Raw genomic sequence first — 16,274 nt, 5'->3', positions numbered from 1 at the left:
GCATTATATGTCTCAAAAATGAGTCGACTTGACGGAATGAGTGAGAAAAGATGCGATTATTTAGCGCTTCAATGCTCAGGGTTGTCAAGATTTTTTGTCCGTCAGATGGAGAGATATCGTCAGCGTCTTCGGTTAAATCATGCCCGCATATGCACCGCAGACTGGCGGCAGCAAGGAGTCCGCATTGAAGTAATACGGCGTGGCAGCATATCGGGCAAGTACGTCGAAGAGCAATTTGATGAAGAGGGCAATGCTCGATATTTGGTAGCTGATTTGATCGATGCCAGTATGGTTCTCCATACGTTTGGTAGTCTTTCAATAGACAGTGTGGGCAATATCGAATTGATCTATCTTTTGATTTAATGTGGTTAGTTCCATTGCGCACCGATGTCGGGTTGTGTTTGTCGCTGAATAGTTTTGGCAGGGAACGCGTGCCGGGTAAATACCCATCTCGAATTTCTGCAGCGCCAAACGTAAGGCGATATGATAGCGTTGTGTAATTAAGAATTATGTCTTCGTATTCAATTTCGAGAATGTCGCACAGGTTGTTTACTCTTTTGGTAAATGGGAGGATATCGAAGGGGGCTTGGCGAGAGGGGGCGGTAAAGCCGATTTTTCGTAGCAATGAGTTCCCATCAACTGCATTGTGCAGACAGACTCGCGCAAGCCATGAGCCGAATATTTCATCGGGATAGGGCGACGCAACGAACGGGAGGCGTAGCATTGATCGCTGATCCTTAGGGCGTCTGTTTGAAATAGCATAGCAACTATGGCGGTATGCGCAAGCCGTGACGCCGAATCTGTCCCCGCGACATTGAACACCATCGATCGGCAGCGTAAGTTGGGGTGAATAGGTGCAACTCATCGGTTTGAGAGCATTCTCGCAGGAGGCAGCGTGCGGTGCGCGATTCGATGGCGAGCGCAGAGATTGCCGCAGCGGCGGCGAATGATGTGAAATTCGGCACCGGCAATGGCGACCTTGCGGATATTGTTGTCCACGAGCGAGTCATCGTCGACTTTCGTGGCCATCGTGATGCGCGCGCCGAGGTGCGCGGCCGCGGCGGCTTGGTTCGCGCCCTTGCCTCTGTCGGGGAACTCGAAGTTCGGCGCCTCGAGCATTTTGTCTTGGGCGGGCATGCGCGCGACGTGCGACTGCGTCAGCTGCGGCTGGGAAGCGTAAATTGCATCACTTGCTCGGACCGGTGTTCGTCGAACGAGGCATCAAGCAGGACGAGATGGATTGTTCGATGTGCAGCGCGCCGCGCGGCTGCCAATCATGCCGCATCGGGCGTATCATAAGACGACGCAATGACACCATCACTTCCGGCATTACCAGAATCTACCGAAACCTTGGCCGTATTCCACCAATCCTGACAAGAATTCCCTGAATAGAGGAACGGTGGCGATCGAACAGTTGGGCAATCTGATGTAGCGTGTCACCTTTGCGCCACCGCTCCAACGTCAATGCTTTTTGAGGCTCGCTGTGGCAGATCCTGCGCCGCTGTTTTATTAGCAACACCTCCACTGCTTACCCAGCGTGTAGTGTGTTGCATCGACCGGTTGAATCCGCCTGCGATGACGGACGGACACGACTGATATCAGAACCCGTTGGCCGAGCGGATCAACGGCATCTTCTAAGGCGAGTTCTTCTTGCGACGTCCCGCTGGCGTGGCGCAGGCCGTCAAAATGGTCGAGCAATTGGCGCGCATCTACAACCATTAACGATCCTGAAGCCTGAAATACAGAACGCCCGATGCGGTGCATCGGGCGTTCTAGGGTCGAGATACTGTCAACCTATTCCACGACTTGACACTCCGCATGTGTTGCGCCGCACGGTAGGCATGTGACATCGATTCCGATACAACTTCACTTGCTTTGAGCAAGTTACTCGCCGAAATTTCAAATGTGCGGGATCGAATTGATGGATGTGCTGGAGTTCCTCAGGTGCTTGTCCGTGCGTATCGCACACGACATTGATTTTATTTTAGAAAATACCATCATTTAACATGAAACACTGCCCGCTTCCCGGAATACTCAATTATTTCGGAAATGTTCGAGCAGTTCGTACACGACGGGATCGCTCGCGCACTGACCGCCACCGCATTCGAGTAATGTCGATACGAGATTGGCGACGATCGTAAGCCCGAAGACTGCAATCGCGATTCGCCCGCTGGTACTCAGCGACGCGGGTTGCACAGTATGGCTTGTGTGGCGGACGGCAAGCAGCAAGGAAACATACAAAATGATCAACACCGACGCGATAAAGCACCATGTGTAGAAATGCAGGCCCCACAGAGCTGAACCATACGCTCCTGAATCAGGTGAGATGTGTAGCAGTACCTGACGACCTGCGATGACGCCGGTTGCGACAGCGCTGACGAGCATGCAGCAATAATGGGTGCCACGTACGCCGTATCTGACGTTCATTGCGAATCCGATCCCGGCGAGGATCAATCCGACGCGCTGCAGTAAGCAAAGTGGACAGGGTAGCTCATTGAATGCAAGTTGATAATAGAATGCGATGAGCAGTGCTGCACTAATCGCAATTAATGCAAGAACATCTAGCGTATTGTTCGTCGTCGCGTTGTCGTTGCTATCGTTTCGTAGAATCTTCATTTCCATTATCGCGATGTCATTTAGAGGGATAGATTGAGCGAATCTGTCGCGTGATGAGCGAATGAGAAAAGTGTGGAGATCAGTGCGACGACGAACAAAGAGATCGTACGTGAACGTGTACCGTATATCATTGAGACGAACGATGCGAGTGACAACAGAAACGGAAGAAACATAAAAATTTCGAGTCCTTCAGGTGGTGGTTAAAACGAACAGCGTAACGAGGTTGGGTCAGACGACCGAAAATCGATTGCCTGTCACAGGTTGGAATAGAAGAGCCGGCAAGGCCGCCGTAGCGATCATGGCAGGGGCGTCATCCAAGCGTGCCGACAATGCTGACTTCCTTGTTGTCGGGAACTTCGTTGTACGACAGGACGGTGAGGTCCGGTGAGAACAGTTTGGCGTACCGTGCGAGCATCGGGCGAATGCGTGGCACCACGATCAGAACCGGGGCGGCGCCCATTTGTTTCAATTGTTCGACCACCGCCGGCATATGGGTCTGCAACTGCGAGAGCACGTTCGGTTCGACCGGGAAGTTGTCCAGCGGCACACGCGTGCTCGATTGCTCCGCGAGACTGAGCGCATTCAGCAGAATGTTCTCGAGTTCCACCGTCAGGCTGAAGCCCTTGAGCGCCTCGTGCTGGGCGCCCAGTCCGGCCACGATCTGGCGACGCAGTGCGCAGCGGACTTCGGCCACGAGCAGTAGCGGGTCCTTGGTGGTTTCCGCGGCCTCCACCAGCGTGGCGGACACGGTCTCGATGTCCTTGATCGACACGTTCTCGGCCAACAACGTACGGAACACCTTGCGCAACTGACTGTGCGTGAGGCATTTTCCCAGCGCATCGGCCAGCGCTGGCGCAATGGCCGTCAGGCGTTCGATGATGGCGGTCACATGATCGTAGCTGAACAGGTCGGGAATCGTTTCGCGAATTAACTTGGCCGCATGCGTGGCGATCACCGTCGCGCAATCGACGACCTGGTAGCCGAGGCCGAGGGCATGGGCCTTCTGGTCGGGATCGATCCACGTGACGGGCATGCCGTAGGCAGGGTCGATGTCGGGTGTGCCATCCAATTCCCCGTAGACGGTAGGTGACGGAATGGCCATCAGCTTTCCCGGTTGCACTTGGGCCTGAGCCAGTTTGGTGCCATTGAGCATGATGGTGTAACTGGAGGGGGGCAGGCTCATGTCGTCGCGCGCGCCGATGGCCGGTAGCAGGAAGCCGAGCTGTTCCGATAGAGTTTGTCGGGTGCCATGCAGGCGGCGCACCAGTGGCGCGCCCTGAGCGCGGTCCAACATCTCCACCAGCTTGTAGCCGAGGGATACCGAAAGCGCGTCCACATACGGCAGGCTGCTCCAGTCGAACGATTCGTTGCCGGGCGCGGCTAGCGTGGCTTGCATGACGCGGGCGGTTTCTTCCGCCTCGACCGCTGCGGAGGGCGAAGTCCGCTGCGTCATCCGATAGCCGACGTAACCGAGCACTGCTGCAAAGCACAGAAACACCAATGTCGGCATGCCCGGGATCAGGCCCAGCGCGGCCATCAGTGCGGAAGCGCTGAACAGCACCAACGGCGAAGCCAGCAACTGCTGGCCGATCTGTTCCTCGAAGTCGCGTGCATCGTCGATGCGGGTGACAATGACCGCGGCGGCGGCGGACAGCAGGAGGGCGGGTATTTGCGCGACCAGGCCGTCCCCGATGGCCAGCAGCGCATACTTGTGGAATGCCTCGCTTGCAGGCAAGCCGTGCATGATTACGCCGATGATCACGCCACCGATCATGTTCGTGATGAGAATCAGAATGCCGGCGATGGCGTCGCCGCGCACGAACTTCGATGCGCCATCCATGGCGCCGTAAAAGTCGGCTTCTGTCGTAACATCCTTGCGACGTTGCTGGGCCTGTGCCTGTGTGATGACACCGGCGTTCAGATCGGCGTCGATGGCCATCTGCTTGCCGGGCAGCGCGTCGAGTGTGAAGCGCGCCGACACTTCCGAGATGCGCTCCGCGCCCTTGGTGACCACGACGAAGTTGATGATCATCAGGATCACGAAGACAACCAGGCCGACCACGAAGTTGCTGCCAATCACTACATTGGCGAACGATTCGATCACTTGACCGGCTGCGCTCGCGCCCGTGTAGCCATTAAGCAAAACTACGCGTGTCGACGCGACGTTCAATGTCAGGCGCATCAGCGTGGCAGCCAGGATAATGGTCGGGAAGGCCGAGAAGTCCAGCGGTCGCTTGACGGTCACGGCCACCATGACCACCACAATGGACAGCACGATGTTGAACGTGAACATGATGTCCAATGCAGCTGGCGGAAGCGGCAGGATTACCATCGCCAAGATGGTGAACAGGGCGAGAGGCGCAGCAAACTTCAGGCGCCTGAATAGGTCGAGCACGTTCATCGGGATTGAGACTTTTGCAAGTGTTCGGGAATGGTGATGCCAGTGGGCAGCGAGGGTGAAACGTCGCGTCCACCGCTGCGGAATGCCTTGATCTGCAGCACGTAGGACAGCACCTGTGCTACCGCGCGATACAGCTCTGCCGGAATTTGCTGATTGACCTGGCTGGTGTGGTAGATCGCACGCGCCAGCGGCGGCAGCTCGATCACCTCGACGTTGTGCCCTCGGGCGACGTCGCGAATGAACAGCGCAACCTCATCGACCCCCTTGGCTACGACGTACGGCGCTTGTGCACGCGTTACGTCGTACTTGAGTGCGACTGCATAGTGAGTCGGGTTCATCACCACCACATCGGCGGTTGGCACGGTCTTTCGGATCCCCTGGCGCGCGAGCTGGCGCTGGATTTGGCGGATGCGGCTCTTGACTTCGGGCTTTCCTTCGGACTGCTTCATCTCCTCTTTGATGTCGCGCTTGCTCATGCGCTGGCCGCGCTTGAAGATGATTTGTTGTACCGGTATGTCGACGAGTGCGAACACGATGATGATGCACGTCAGCGTGAGCGCAGAGGTCAGGAACAGGTTTGCCCCCCCGGTCAGTGCATCGGCGAGCGGCGCGCCTTGCAAGCGGATGAAGCCGCTCAAGTTGGAGCGGCAGACGATGAAGAGCGTGGCCATCAATACGAGGGCCTTGAGCACGGTCGTGCCGAACTGCACGTAATGCTTGCCGGACACCAGGCGCTTGAGCCCGGAGAGCGGGTTCAAGCGGTTCAGCTTCGGCATGACGTTTTTGTGGCTTATGGTCCAGCCGCCCGGTACCAACGACGCGACGATGATGCCGGCGGGCACCGCGGCCAGCGGGGCAAGCATCTTGCACAATAGCAGCGCCGCTGCGGGAAATAGCATCGACGCCGCATTGCCGATCCTGTCGTCGCCGGAAAGGTCTGCAAACGACAGCGCGAAAATGTGCTTGAGTTCAACCAGCCACGCCGGGGCTAGTACGACGATAAGCTTGAGAGCAATCAGAATTCCCACACACGTGCCGATATCTCGCGAACGTGCAACCTGGCCTTCCATTCTGGCTTTGCGCAGTTTCTGCGGGGTGGCCTTTTCTGTCTTGTCGCCGGTTTGTTGCTCGCTCATTGCATTCCCCCGTTGCCGAGGGGCCGCGTCGCGAGTCGGTCGTAGAGTTCTAGAACGTGCTCCACCATGCGACCGTAGTGATCCGGCAGTGACGGCAATAGCAGCGTCAGCAGTAACAGCCCGAACATGGTCGTGATCGAAAAGCCCAACGCAAAAAGATTCAGTGCGGGTGCTACGCGATTGAGGAGGCCCAGGCCGACTTGTACGACCAGCGTAGCGAACATCACCGGAAGCGCCAACGCCACGGCGGCGGAGAACACCCAGCCTACTGCGAATGCGAGATGCTTGAGCGCGTCGAGGTCGAAGGCAAAACGACCGACCGGCCAGACTGCAAAGCTGCGCGCGATGACAGCCGTCAGGATCAGGTGGCCGTCGACTGCGAAGAAAAGCAGGATGAACACCACGTACATGACGCTGGTGAGTACGTCGGCCATCTGGCCATTCATCGGATCGTTGATCTGCGCCATGGATAGGCCCAATTGCGACGATGCGACGGTACCGAAAATCTGCAGCGCGCCCAGCACGAGATGGAACACGAAGCCGAGCAGGCCGCCTATCAGGACCTGTTCGGCCACGGCAGCCACACCTTCGAGCTGCAGCAGGTCGATCACGGGCATCGCCGGAATACCGGGCTGTATGGCTAATGCGAGGATGAGGGCGATCAGCAGGCGAATGCGCACAGGGACCATCGCGTCACCCAGGATCGGGGACGCGGCCAGCGCGGCAGCGATTCGGCAGAAAGGCCAGAAGATCGTGTTCGCGAGCGGCAGGAGCTGGGCAAGGACAATTTCCATTGCCGAGTCACCCGGTCAGTTGTGCGGCGCGGCTGAAGATCTCAACCGTGTAATGCATGACGCGGCCGGTCATCCATGGGCCAGCCAGCGCGAGTGCGACCAGCGTCGTGATCAGGCGCGGAAGAAAGCTCATCGTCTGCTCGTTGATTTGCGTCGCGGCCTGGAATATGGCCACCAGCACACCCGTGATCAGGCCTGGTGTAATCAGCACGAGGATGATGACGAGCACCAGGCGCAACGCGTCGACTGCGAAGCTGGCAGCCAGATCGGGAGTCAGCATCAGTAGGCCTTCACGCTGGTAATGAGGGTGTTGACGGTAAGTGACCATCCGTCCACCAGTACGAACAAGAGCAGCTTCAGCGGCAGCGAGATGACGAGTGGCGACAGCATCATCATGCCCATTGCCATCAGCACGGACGCGACAATGATGTCGACGATCAGGAACGGGATGAACAGCATGGCGCCCATCTGGAACGCAGTCTTCAGTTCGCTCAGCACGAACGCCGACAATTTAACCAGGAACGGCTGCTTCTCCGGGGCCGTGATTTTTTCGGTGCCGGAGAGTTTGGCCATCTGCGCAAGCGTGGCCTTGTTCGTCTGCGCGAGCATATAGCGCCCCAGCGGTTGTTCCGATGTCGCGAGCGCGGCTTGCATGCTGATCTTGCCCTGGTCGTATGGCACGAAGGCCTTTTGCCAGATTTCCTCGCCGACTGGGCGCATCGTAAGCATGGTCAGCACCAGCGCGACACCCGTCACGATGCGCCCCGGCAATCCTTGCTGCAGGCCTAGCGCCTGCTTGACCAGCGACAGCACGATCACATAGCGCAGGAAGCTCGTCATCGTCATCATCAGCGCGGGCAGTAGCCCGAGCAGCGTCATCAGAACGAGGATCTGAGTTTTGACCGTGAAGCCTTGGCCGCCTACGGCATCGGATGTGAGCGTCAGCGTGTCGGCTTGCACGAGTGCGGGCACTGCGAAAACGGCTAACGCCAGACCCAGGTGGGGCAGGAGGTCGCGATTCTTCATGTCGCCAGCGAGTTGAGGTCGTCGAGTTCGATGATGCGTAGCCCGTAGTGTTCTCCCGAGACGACGACTTCGCCAAAGCCCACCGGCGTACCATTTACCTTGATGATGAGGGGGTCGCCGGCAAGGCGATTGAGCTCCACCGTGGAGCCGGTTTCGTACGACAGCAGATCGGCTAGCGGTACGGTGGCCTCCCCCACCTCCAGCGTCAAGCGCACGGGAATGCGGCGCAGCATACGCATCGAGTCGCGCGGCGAGGCAGGTTCGCCGATGGATTGGGGATCGTCGCCCAGATCCAGATCGCCCAACGCGGAGAGATCAAGGTCGGTGGTCGAGGTCATGTTGGGGGTTACTCCACGGGTTCGAAAGAAGTAATCCACAGCGCGCCTTGGTGTTCGGCCAAGGCCGCGCGGTAGAGGCGGACGTTGTCGACGAGCACGTCGACGGTATCGGGCAAGCGAATGGGCAGGACGTCGCCTGGCCTCATGCGAAGCAGTTCGTCGAGGCGCATGTCCTTGGACAGCACGTGCACCGACATCGTGACGGGGATGCACACGTTGGCCGGAGCACTATCGGGTGCAGGACGCAGGTGCTGAGCATCGAGGCGTGCAAACAAGTGGTCGACCCACCTGTCGTCCAATGCGAATTCGACGTCGCCACCGACGTTGCGCAAGGGGTCCGAGATGGTCATGCGCAGGACGCGGACGCCCGGGCCGGGCAGGATGTCCCCACTTGGCAAAAAGGGCTCTGCCTGGTCGCCGAGCATCGCCGAAGCAAACGCGGCTAGCAGCGCGGTGTGTTGTTGTGCCGCGAAACGCCGTTCCGCCCCGGTTTCCGGCACGGGGGCTGGGGCGTTCGGCACGGCTTCGTCCAGCGAAGTGTCGTAATGACAGGCCAGCAGCGCCAGCAGTAGCGTGCGGTCGCAGCGCACTGAAATCTGTCCATGGTTGCATGCATAGGTGCGCCAGACGGCCGCATTGCGCGACCGCATCGCGGCGACAGAGAGCCCGGTGACGACGAAGCGCGTGCCACGGCGCAGATTGAACCGTTCATGAAGGGAGTGGTCGATTCTGCGCTTGATATCTTGCAGCACATCCTCGAGCAAATGGTATGGACGCCCCAGCGTGCACGGATCAAGCACCACCGGAGATGCGGCTCGGCTGCTGCGGGAGTGGGAGGGAGATGCTGACACGGTCAAGGGGTCGTTTTGAAGAAGAGTGGGCGCCATTGTCGGCAGCGTGCTGCATGGAGCGGAGAATGTTGAACAGAGTTTGAACACCCCAAAAAAAACGACCCGCTCGTGGCGGGCCGGTTTTGGACTCCAGTGAATCGTGAGGCAATGCTTACTGGAGCAGCGACAAGACCATCTGGTTCATGCTGCTGGTTTGCTTGAGCATGGACATGCTGGCTTGCAGCAGCACTTGCTGCGAGCTCATCTTGGCGGATTCCGATGCCATGTCGGCGTCCATGATGCGGCCTTCGGCGTCAGCCGTGTTCGTCGACATGTTGGCCAGGTTGTTGTGGGTGTGCTCGAGGCGGTTTTCTGCCGCACCGATGGCCGAGCGCAGCGCGCCCACGTCGTCAAGTACGTTGTTGATCAGATCGATCGTCGCGTTGGCGCTTTTAGTCAGCTCCTCGCCGGCCACTTCAGGCGTGCCTTCTGCTGGGCCCTTGTAAGTTGCCGACAGGCCCTCGAACTTGGTGTCCGCGTTTGTGACGTGCTTGGAGAAATCGACGGTCATCGTTTCGTCCTTGGTGGCGCCGATCTGGAAAGTGATTTCCTTGGTCAGGCGACCGCCCTCGATCACTGGCTTGTTGTCCTTATCCAGGACTTCCTTCTGCATCAGCTTGGCGCCGCCGTACGACGTGTTCTTCATGATGTTCGACAGTTCCTTGCCCAGCGCATCGTACTCGGCCTGCATGGCAGACTTTTCGTTTGCCGAGGACGATCCGTCAGCGGCCTGCGTGGCCAGATCCTTCATGCGGTACAGAATGTTGGTGACTTCCTTCATCGCGCCGTCCGCGGTTTGGAGCAGCGACGACGCATTTTGCGTGTTCTGCATGGCCATGCCCATGCCGCGGGTTTGCGCTTGCAGGCGCACGGCGATCTGAAGGCCGGCAGCGTCGTCCTTGGCGGAGTTGATGCGCAAGCCGGTGCCCAGGCGGGTCATCGTGGTGTTCAGGCTGCTGCTGGTGCTGCCGATGGCCTTCTTGATGTTCATGGCGGCGGCGTTGGTGTGCAGGCTCAGCATGGTATGTAATCCTTAAATCTAGACTAGGTTGGGGGTATTTGTTTGTCGCTGCCCACTTGTCAGGAGGCGACGCCTGTTCAAGACGGCAGGCGATCCACAGACGTTAAATCGAATCGAGTCGGCCAAGCGGGAGATGCGGCGCGGCGGACGTGCGAACGTCGAGATTGCTTCTCCGCTGGCGGGGGAAGGCTTGCCATTTGAGCGGTGCCGAGCGATGGCGCTATGAGTCGCTGCAATAGTGCCAGTGAAAACTGGCCGTGGCTTTCTGCCGTGGACTGATCTCGCGTATGTCCGTGCGCGCTGAGATAGGTGGGTTCGCCACGGGGGTGTCGGTGAGTACTGCTGTGCTGGCGTTCCCGTGCGTGGCGACATGCTATTGATCCGGCTCGTGTAATGGGGCGACTCCGGAAAATAAGAGTTGTCTGATATTGGGCACGGCGGATTTCGCTCACACTTTGGCTCTACATTGGGATCTGTATCGCAGGCCCAAAAGGAGCTGGTTTGAGATTCAGGTCTTGCCGTGCAAACTTCAGGCTTGGCATTTCTCTTGACGCCGGTTCGAACTTGGGTTGCCCGCCCGTTAGGTTGCTGGCGATTCGCCGGCAGTGACGAGCGTTGTGCATGACGCGTGTTGAGAAACGTACGAGTTCGGTTTGACTGACGCCTGATCTTCAATCTCAGGGCCTTTCTCGCACCCTGTGCATCTGCGGGCTGCTGACGCAGTGCCGCGCGATTTCCGCTCCGCTGAAATGTTTGCGGCCTCGCGATATTTTTTCGCATCAAGGGCGCCGCAATTCGTATGTGCATTCTGTCTATCCTTGCGGGGGGAACTCCGCTGCTTAACCGTGGGCTCCACGAATTCCGTTCGATCGCGTATTGACGGGATACGTCAGTGGGTGCCTCCTAAAATCCTCATCAGTCTCGCAATCATGTCGACAGTCACACCCGCCGATGCAAAAAAGCCGCGCATTGCGCTCCTGGAAGACAACGTCGCACATGCGAGAACCGTTCGGCACTGGCTCGAGGCCGCGGGCTACGACGCTATTGTCGAGCACGACGGCAGCCGCTTTATCGACCGCATCGGCCACGAGAAGGTCGATATGCTTCTACTCGATTGGGATGTGCCCGGCATGACCGGCATCGACGTGCTGATAGACATGCGCAAGCGGGTCGACTATCTGATTCCCATCGTGTTGCTCACTCAGCATGACGACGAGCGCGACATCCTGCACGGGTTGAGCTGCGGGGCGGATGACTATCTGGTTAAGCCTATCAGCGAGAGAATGTTGATTGCGCGTGTTATCGCCCAGTTGCGCAAATGGTACCCGGGGGTCCAGCGCAATCAGCAAATCAAATTTTTTGGCTTCATCCTGGACGAGGCCACGCGCACGGCAACGTTGCCCGACGGCGAGCAAGTCTCGCTGCCTGAGCGTGAATTTTCCATTGCGCTGTACCTGTTCGCGCACGCCGGACGCGTGGTGAGTCGCGAAGTGCTGCTCAAGCAAGTTTGGGGTGCTGCGGATTCGTCGAATGTCGGCACGTTGGCGACCTATATCACGCGGGTGCGAAACGGCCTTCGCCTGCGTCCGAACGGGCTCAGAATTTCGAGCGTGTATCGCTACGGGTATCGCCTCGAGCGGTTGGCGGATGGTGCCGACAGCGACCGGGATTGAGCTTGCGGCAAGCTGGTGGCTCTATGCGTGCACTCATTTCCCGCTTGATGACGATCGGCCCCTTGCGAGGCATTGTGGTCCTTGCGATGCTGGCGCTGGCTGCGTTGAGCGGTAGCCCCGGCAGCGGCGTGGTGTCGGGCGCGCTTGATCGTGTGCTGTTCGACATGATGGCGCAGGTGGTTGCGCATCGGTCGACGCGACAGGTGGTGGTGGTCAACATCGACGAAGGGGTGATCGCGCAACTGGACCCGCATGGCATGGACGCGTATTTGGCGCAATTGCTCGGCGCTCTTGGGAAGGCGCGCAGCGTCACGCTCGATTTGCCGCTGTGGCCCGGGTTCGATTATTCGAGTCTGCGCGCCGGCATGCGATCATGTTCGCATACCGTGTTGGTCGAGCCAGCCCTCGCCGGGCACGCAGGAAGCTGTTCAAGCCTGCTGCCGCCGGCACTCAGTTCGCTTGCTGCCGCGCGCAGCCAGCGCATCGTTACGATGGGCCACTACGGTGTGGTGAGTGGTTTCGTACCTTACCGTCTGTCTGCGGGCGTCCGTTATGCACACGTTGCACTCGATGCGCTGCGGGTGGCGGGCATCGAGCCGCCGTTGCCGGTCGTTGATTTCGTCAGGCCATACGCGCAGTCGATCGGGGCCGCACGCACGCCGGCGGTGATGACAATGCTGCCGGCATCGATGCACCTCACGCAGTATTCGGATATCGATGTGCTGCAGCAACGCGTACCTGCGGATGCGTTCGATGGGAAGGTGGTATTCGTCGGTAGTCACGCGTGGGGCGCCGGAGGGATGTTCCAGATCTCGTCGCTCAACTCGCACGAGGTTACGCGCTCACAACTCGACGCGCTCATCGCCGACGCCGTGGCGTCAGGCAATCTCGCGCGCGAAGCGCCCGCCGTCGTCGGGGTGTCGATCTATCTGATCCTCGCGTTCGGCGTCGTGCTGATCTGCGTGTTTGTGCCCGGTCGGGCGGTGCATCTGGCGGCGCTCGGCTGGGGCGCGCTGATCTTCGCCGTTCCACTGGGAATGTTGGTATTCCATATCTGGTTGCCGCTGGGGCTGCTTCCGGTTGTTTGCCTGCTGATCTACGGCTTTTTTGCGTGGGAGCGACATGCTCGCATGCTCTCGATGTTGCGAGGCGAATTGCGCGAATGGGGAGCGATCGCCGCCGCGATCCATCCGCGAGAGGGTGCTGCCGCGGTCGCTGCGCCGTCCGGGCGGTCCGACGAGCTGGTCGGCATCAAGGCAGCGTTGCTGCAGGTACGCGGCTGGCAAAAGCTCTACGTCGACATGGTCAACCAGTTTCCGTATCCAGTCTTTCTCACGATGGGCGGCCACGTTGCCGTGTGGAACGCGAAGGCTGCCACTTTAGTGCACGAGGACTCCGCCGGTGAGCTGACCGACGCTCGATTGCCATTCATGCAAGTCGAGCGGCTCGTGGCCGAGAGCGTATGCAAGGGCGGAGACGCCAGTCGTGAAATCGAATGGGGCGGTCGCACCTACATGCTGATGTGCGAACGGCTGTCGAGTGGGCTGAGCGGGGATACTTCTTCCGACGGCGACACGCAGATGTCCCACCTGGTTTGTCTGATCGACCTTTGCGATCTGAAGGGATTTGTCTCGCACGACAAGTGGATGTTGCGCCATATCGCCCATGATCTGCGCAGCCCACTGACGGCCATCCTGTCGTTGATCGACCGCCGGGGCGCGTCCGTCGGCGGCAATCCGGACGGGGAGTCGGATCGCGCCTTCCTGAGCGATCTACGGCAGCAGGCTTCATACTCGTTACGTATTGCGAAAGACTTCATGCAGTTGAGCCGTGCCGAACGACTCGATCGGACCGAATTCGAACCGGTGGCGTTGAGCGAGGTGGCCGAAGAGGCGATCGACCAGAACTGGCTCGCCGCCGAGCAAAAGGGCGTCGTGTTGCGCGAACCGGCATTCCTGGTCGAAGACACCCTCGTCAGCGGAAATGGTGACATGCTCATGCGTGCGGTCGTCAACGTGCTGGACAACGCGATCAAGTATTCGCCGCCTGGTGCCGTAGTGTCGCTCACCATCGGCTCGGCTGGCGACGGCGCACTGGTACTGACGGTGGCTGACAGCGGCGTCGGCATGACCGACGACACGGTTCGTCGCCTGTTCGAGCCGTTCTTCCAGGCCGATCGCAAGGCCGATGGCAGCGCCAGCGTCGGATTGGGGTTGCCTTTCGTCAAGGCCGTGATCGAAAGACACGGCGGCATGGTTGCCGTGCACAGTGCGCCAGGGAGCGGCACCGTGTTCGAGCTGATCCTGCCACGCGTCTCGTCGAAGGCGCGAGGTGTTGGATCGCTGGAAACGGTCGGCGTAACCCGACCTGCGACGGTGGCGATGACTGCCGCGCCCGCGCGTGACTGCCGGTTCGCGATGTAGCGCGACGCCAGGGGCGCTCGGGCGCGGGGCCGCCCCGAACCATGCTCCTCCATTTTGTACCGGCTCATTTGCCGTATGGTCGTTCTCTGCCCGACTGAGCACGAGCAGCAGTGACGGGCCGCCGTTAGCGGGCCAATCAATGTTTCGTTGAACATTCTCGTTCTACGACGGATGACGTCCCAGAATCCGTGCCATAGCCAATCTGGAGCCGCCATGACTGTCGACCTCTCGAGCGCGATGCTCGATTCGATTCGCCAATCCGTCATCCCAAAAAACGATGACCCGAAAACCGAAGCCGCCTCTGCCGACATCGCGGGAGGCTTCGCCGATTTACTCAAGCAGGCCGTGCGTGGCGCGGATGCGCAACAACATCACGCCGACGATCTCGTCACCGCCGTGGAAACCGGCGCCAGCGATGATCTTGTGGGTGCCATGCTTGCCAGCCAGCAAGCAAGCCTGTCGTTCTCCACAATGGTCCAGGTGCGCAACAAGGTCATGAGTGCTTTTGACGACATCATCAAGATGCAGGTTTGATGAGGACCGCAAACGTGCTTGCTCAAGTCAAGGCTCAGATTGCGCGCTTCGCGCCTCCCGGCCATTTCCGATTGCCGTCCCCCGCGGCGCTGTCCAAGCTGGCGCCCATCGTCATCTTGGCGATTAGCCTGGCCGCGCTGACCATGATGCTGATGCATCGTCAGGACTCGCGCTACAAACCGCTTTTTGGCTCCCAGGAAGCCGTGGTCGCTGCCGACATGATGGCCGCGCTGGACGCCGAAGGCATTCCGTACCGTATCCACCCGGACAGTGGCCAGGTGCTGGTGCCGGAGCAGAAGCTCGGCGCCGCGCGCATGATGCTGGCCGCCAAGGGGGTGGTAGCCAAATTGCCGGAGGGGCTGGAGCAGGTGGACAAGAGCGATCCGCTGGGCGTCAGTCAGTTCGTGCAGGACGTCCGGTTTCGGCGCGGCCTCGAAGGCGAACTGACGCAGAGCGTGATGGCGCTCGAGCCGGTGTCGTCGGCTCGTGTGCATCTGTCGATCGCCAAATCGGCATCGTTCATTCTGGCCGATGGCGACAAGAGTTCGGCGTCGGTGGTGCTCACGCTCAAGCCCAACCGCAAGCTGAGCAAGCAGCAGATTGCCGCGATCGTCGCGCTGGTTGCGGGCAGCGTGGCGAACCTCGACCCGGCCCGCGTGACGGTGATAGACCAGGCCGGCAATCACCTGTCCGCGCAGATCGATCCGGTGCTGGGAAATTCCACGCTCGACAGCGAGTTGGGCGCGCAAATGCGTGAACAGGTATTGCGCAATATTCGCGAGTTGCTCACGCCTGCGTTGGGTGACGGCAACTTTCGCGCGAGCGTTGCCGTCGAGCTGGACCACGATCGCGTGGAAGAGACCCGCGAGCAATACGGCGAGGCCCCGAAGATTACACAGGAAGCGATTCGCGACGAGAAGGACATCGGTCAGGCAGCGTTGGGTGTCCCGGGTTCGTTGTCGAACCGGCCGGCACCGCCGTCGACCGCCAGCATGCCCGAAGCGCCGCACTCGGCCAAGAACGCACAGACACGCCAATACGCTTACGACCGCAATGTCGTACAGATCAAGCGCAGTCCCGTGCGCGTGAAGCGCCTGAACGTGGCGGTGGTTCTGAACAACGCCGCCGCGCCCGGCGGTGGAAAGGCTTGGGCGCCAGCGCAACTTGCGCAGGTGGACACGATCCTGCGCAACGGCTTGGGCATCGATGCCGACCGTGCAGATGCACTGACGGTGTCGTCGCTGGACTTCCGCGGCACGCCGGTGACCGTATCGCAGCCGTGGTGGAAACAGCCCGACAACATCGTGACGATCGGTACTTGGGCAGCGTGGGCATTGGGTGCGCTACTTGGGTTCGTATTCATCTTCCGCCCGCTGCTTAAGGTGCTTCGCATGTGGGCCAACGGCGGGCGCGATCCGCAGT

16 protein-coding genes and 2 pseudogenes are annotated in these 16,274 nt (G+C 59.7%); 5 read left to right on the top strand and 13 right to left on the bottom strand.

Features of this window, described 5'->3' with window-relative positions; translation table 11 throughout:
• Positions 1 to 724, bottom strand: a 724-nt coding sequence (locus H3O04_RS36835; protein ID WP_202588750.1) for a TniQ family protein, incomplete at its 3' end; no start/stop codon positions are given.
• Positions 725 to 861: 137 nt separating this feature from the next.
• Positions 862 to 1,137, bottom strand: coding sequence for a hypothetical protein (locus tag H3O04_RS26115; protein ID WP_201317458.1), 276 nt, complete (start codon positions 1,135 to 1,137; stop codon positions 862 to 864).
• A gap of 3 nt (positions 1,138 to 1,140) precedes the next feature.
• Here H3O04_RS26115 and H3O04_RS26110 point away from each other — a divergent pair.
• Positions 1,141 to 1,309 (top strand): annotated as a pseudogene (locus tag H3O04_RS26110) (IS3 family transposase); the annotation flags it as partial.
• 33 nt (positions 1,310 to 1,342) lie between these two features.
• Here H3O04_RS26110 and H3O04_RS36710 read toward each other — a convergent pair.
• The 11 genes and pseudogenes from H3O04_RS36710 to H3O04_RS26065 all read right to left on the bottom strand — a co-directional run.
• Positions 1,343 to 1,510, bottom strand: a pseudogene (locus H3O04_RS36710) (IS30 family transposase); the annotation flags it as partial.
• Between the two features lie 524 nt (positions 1,511 to 2,034).
• On the bottom strand, positions 2,035 to 2,622 hold the full coding sequence (locus H3O04_RS26105; RefSeq protein ID WP_202588749.1) for a disulfide bond formation protein B: 588 nt from the start codon (positions 2,620 to 2,622) through the stop codon (positions 2,035 to 2,037).
• A 14-nt stretch (positions 2,623 to 2,636) separates the two neighbouring features.
• Positions 2,637 to 2,789 carry a DUF5993 family protein gene (locus H3O04_RS36830; protein ID WP_226248821.1) on the bottom strand — a complete coding sequence of 51 codons (153 nt, stop codon included), beginning with the start codon at positions 2,787 to 2,789 and terminating at the stop codon, positions 2,637 to 2,639.
• Positions 2,790 to 2,926: 137 nt separating this feature from the next.
• Entirely contained in the window at positions 2,927 to 5,017 is a 2,091-nt protein-coding gene (locus H3O04_RS26100) for a flagellar biosynthesis protein FlhA (protein WP_202588748.1), read from the bottom strand.
• Entirely contained in the window at positions 5,014 to 6,153 is a 1,140-nt protein-coding gene (gene flhB / locus H3O04_RS26095) for a flagellar type III secretion system protein FlhB (RefSeq protein ID WP_202588747.1), read from the bottom strand. The genes H3O04_RS26100 and flhB overlap by 4 nt, the downstream gene beginning before the upstream one ends.
• On the bottom strand, positions 6,150 to 6,947 hold the full coding sequence (gene fliR / locus H3O04_RS26090; protein ID WP_054928526.1) for a flagellar biosynthetic protein FliR: 798 nt from the start codon (positions 6,945 to 6,947) through the stop codon (positions 6,150 to 6,152). Before fliR ends, flhB begins: the two co-directional genes overlap by 4 nt.
• A 7-nt stretch (positions 6,948 to 6,954) precedes the next feature.
• A complete protein-coding gene (fliQ, locus tag H3O04_RS26085; protein ID WP_054928525.1) occupies positions 6,955 to 7,227 on the bottom strand; it encodes a flagellar biosynthesis protein FliQ in 273 nt (90 codons plus the stop codon).
• Positions 7,227 to 7,973, bottom strand: coding sequence for a flagellar type III secretion system pore protein FliP (fliP, locus tag H3O04_RS26080; RefSeq protein ID WP_202588746.1), 747 nt, complete (start codon positions 7,971 to 7,973; stop codon positions 7,227 to 7,229). The genes fliQ and fliP overlap by 1 nt, the downstream gene beginning before the upstream one ends.
• Positions 7,970 to 8,311 carry a flagellar motor switch protein FliN gene (fliN, locus tag H3O04_RS26075; RefSeq protein WP_202588745.1) on the bottom strand — a complete coding sequence of 114 codons (342 nt, stop codon included), beginning with the start codon at positions 8,309 to 8,311 and terminating at the stop codon, positions 7,970 to 7,972. Before fliN ends, fliP begins: the two co-directional genes overlap by 4 nt.
• Positions 8,312 to 8,319: 8 nt before the next feature.
• Positions 8,320 to 9,114, bottom strand: a complete 795-nt coding sequence (locus tag H3O04_RS36705) for a FliM/FliN family flagellar motor switch protein (RefSeq protein WP_202588744.1) — start codon at positions 9,112 to 9,114, stop codon at positions 8,320 to 8,322.
• Between the two features lie 199 nt (positions 9,115 to 9,313).
• Entirely contained in the window at positions 9,314 to 10,222 is a 909-nt protein-coding gene (locus tag H3O04_RS26065; RefSeq protein ID WP_202588743.1) for a flagellin N-terminal helical domain-containing protein, read from the bottom strand.
• Between the two features lie 929 nt (positions 10,223 to 11,151).
• Here H3O04_RS26065 and H3O04_RS26060 point away from each other — a divergent pair.
• From H3O04_RS26060 to fliF, 4 genes are all read left to right on the top strand, one after another.
• Positions 11,152 to 11,895 (top strand): response regulator transcription factor, encoded by a 744-nt coding sequence (locus tag H3O04_RS26060; RefSeq protein WP_202588742.1) that lies wholly within the window; start codon positions 11,152 to 11,154, stop codon positions 11,893 to 11,895.
• Between the two features lie 23 nt (positions 11,896 to 11,918).
• Entirely contained in the window at positions 11,919 to 14,318 is a 2,400-nt protein-coding gene (locus H3O04_RS26055) for a sensor histidine kinase (RefSeq protein ID WP_202588741.1), read from the top strand.
• A 213-nt stretch (positions 14,319 to 14,531) separates the two neighbouring features.
• Entirely contained in the window at positions 14,532 to 14,852 is a 321-nt protein-coding gene (gene fliE, locus H3O04_RS36565) for a flagellar hook-basal body complex protein FliE (protein WP_054928531.1), read from the top strand.
• 14 nt (positions 14,853 to 14,866) lie between these two features.
• A partial coding sequence (gene fliF, locus H3O04_RS26045; RefSeq protein WP_337249663.1) for a flagellar basal-body MS-ring/collar protein FliF occupies positions 14,867 to 16,274 on the top strand: 1,408 nt, incomplete at its 3' end.

The organism is Burkholderia sp. KCJ3K979, assembly GCF_016759955.1.
Taxonomy (GTDB): domain Bacteria; phylum Pseudomonadota; class Gammaproteobacteria; order Burkholderiales; family Burkholderiaceae; genus Burkholderia; species Burkholderia orbicola.
This window is presented reverse-complemented; position numbering and strand designations above follow the sequence as displayed.

Bases quoted from the DNA above. Each gene is read 5' to 3' on its own strand.
- H3O04_RS26115 (WP_201317458.1), bottom strand. From the start codon at position 1,137: ATGCCCGCCCAAGACAAAATGCTCGAGGCGCCGAACTTCGAGTTCCCC.
- H3O04_RS26105 (WP_202588749.1), bottom strand. From the start codon at position 2,622: ATGGAAATGAAGATTCTACGAAACGATAGCAACGACAACGCGACGACG.
- H3O04_RS36830 (WP_226248821.1), bottom strand. From the start codon at position 2,789: ATGTTTCTTCCGTTTCTGTTGTCACTCGCATCGTTCGTCTCAATGATA.
- H3O04_RS26100 (WP_202588748.1), bottom strand. From the start codon at position 5,017: ATGAACGTGCTCGACCTATTCAGGCGCCTGAAGTTTGCTGCGCCTCTC.
- flhB (WP_202588747.1), bottom strand. From the start codon at position 6,153: ATGAGCGAGCAACAAACCGGCGACAAGACAGAAAAGGCCACCCCGCAG.
- fliR (WP_054928526.1), bottom strand. From the start codon at position 6,947: ATGGAAATTGTCCTTGCCCAGCTCCTGCCGCTCGCGAACACGATCTTC.
- fliQ (WP_054928525.1), bottom strand. From the start codon at position 7,227: ATGCTGACTCCCGATCTGGCTGCCAGCTTCGCAGTCGACGCGTTGCGC.
- fliP (WP_202588746.1), bottom strand. From the start codon at position 7,973: ATGAAGAATCGCGACCTCCTGCCCCACCTGGGTCTGGCGTTAGCCGTT.
- fliN (WP_202588745.1), bottom strand. From the start codon at position 8,311: ATGACCTCGACCACCGACCTTGATCTCTCCGCGTTGGGCGATCTGGAT.
- H3O04_RS26065 (WP_202588743.1), bottom strand. From the start codon at position 10,222: ATGCTGAGCCTGCACACCAACGCCGCCGCCATGAACATCAAGAAGGCC.
- H3O04_RS26060 (WP_202588742.1), top strand. From the start codon at position 11,152: ATGTCGACAGTCACACCCGCCGATGCAAAAAAGCCGCGCATTGCGCTC.
- H3O04_RS26055 (WP_202588741.1), top strand. From the start codon at position 11,919: ATGCGTGCACTCATTTCCCGCTTGATGACGATCGGCCCCTTGCGAGGC.
- fliE (WP_054928531.1), top strand. From the start codon at position 14,532: ATGACTGTCGACCTCTCGAGCGCGATGCTCGATTCGATTCGCCAATCC.